Below are 1,284 nucleotides of genomic sequence, written 5' to 3' on the forward strand. Positions count from 1 at the left end.
TCGCGCCGAGGGTGTCCGCGCCGTCCGGGTCCGCCGTCGTGTTCGCTATCCACTGCGTCGTGAACGTGTTCGCCACGATCGCGATCAGCGTCGCCGCGCAGGCGCCCCAGGCGAACGCGAACACCATGTTCCGCCAGGGCGCCGGGTCCACCCGGTCCAGCCAGCGGAACGCGGTGACGAGGAGGGGGACGGGGAACACCGCCAGCCCGAGGCCCACGAACAGGCCCTGCGTGCCGGTCTGTTCGCGCACCAGCGCGAGGATGACGACGCCGGAGATCGCGAGGAGGGTGATCAGGGCGGTGTAGCGGACGTAGGGGCGTCGCCACCAGCGGGGGCGCGGTATCGGGGGGTGAGGGACGGGTGGGTACGCGGCACTGGTCGACACGTCAATGACCATAACGAGGGAATGGGTCTGCCGCGACGGGCTGTCCGGCCTACCGGCCCTGTCCGACCCGGCGGAACAGCAAGTCCCGTACCACGTGGCCCTTCTCGATGCCCTGGCCCTCGAAGCGGGTCAGCGGGCGGAACTCCGGTCTCGGCGCGAACCCGCCGTCCGCCTGCGTGTTCTCGAACTCCGGGTGTGCGTCGAGGACTTCGAGCATCTGCTCCGCGTACGGCTCCCAGTCCGTCGCGCAGTGCACGACCGCGCCGGGCCGCAGCCTCGTCGCCGCCAGGTCGAGGAACTCCGCCTGGATCAGCCGCCGTTTGTGGTGGCGCTTCTTCGGCCACGGGTCGGGGAAGTACACGCGCAGCCCGTCCAGCGCGTCCGGCTTCAGCATCTCCCGCAGCAGGATGATCGCGTCCCCGTTGGCGACCCGGACGTTGGTCAGCCCATTCTGCTCGGCGAGGTTGAGGAGGTTGCCCTGACCGGGGGTGTGGACGTCCACGGCGAGCACGTTCGTCGAGGGGTCGGCGGCGGCCATCGTCGCCGTCGCCTCGCCCATCCCGAACCCGATCTCCAGGACGACGGGCGCGTCGTCCCCGTACAGCTCGCTCAGCTCGACGGCATGCCCGTCGATGTCGATCCCCCACCGCGACCACAGCCGCTGCAACGCGTCCGCCTGCCCCGCCGTCACCCTGCTGCGGCGCGGCTGGAAACTCCGGATCCGCCGCTCGAAGTGTGACCCGGCGGGATCGGCCTTGGGGCCGTCGGGGAAGCGGGGTTCGCCCTTGGGGCGGGTGAGACGGACGGAGACGTGGTCGTCGGAGCCGGTGGGGTCCGGGGAGGCGCTGGGGTTCAAGGAATCAGACACATTGACATCCTCCCCCTCTTTTAAAAGAGGG

Annotated in this window: 2 protein-coding genes; both read right to left on the minus strand. The window is 70.4% G+C overall.

Going from position 1 to position 1,284, the window contains the following annotated elements; translation table 11 throughout:
- A partial coding sequence (locus AOK24_RS41930) for a PrsW family glutamic-type intramembrane protease (protein ID WP_240554381.1) occupies positions 1–385 on the minus strand: 385 nt, incomplete at its 3' end.
- Positions 386–434: 49 nt separating this feature from the next.
- Entirely contained in the window at positions 435–1,253 is an 819-nt protein-coding gene (trmB, locus tag AOK24_RS41935) for a tRNA (guanosine(46)-N7)-methyltransferase TrmB (protein WP_055725126.1), read from the minus strand.
- Positions 1,254–1,284: the final 31 nt, after the last annotated feature.

It is taken from the genome of Streptomyces niveiscabiei (assembly GCF_001419795.1).
GTDB lineage: Bacteria > Actinomycetota > Actinomycetes > Streptomycetales > Streptomycetaceae > Streptomyces > Streptomyces niveiscabiei.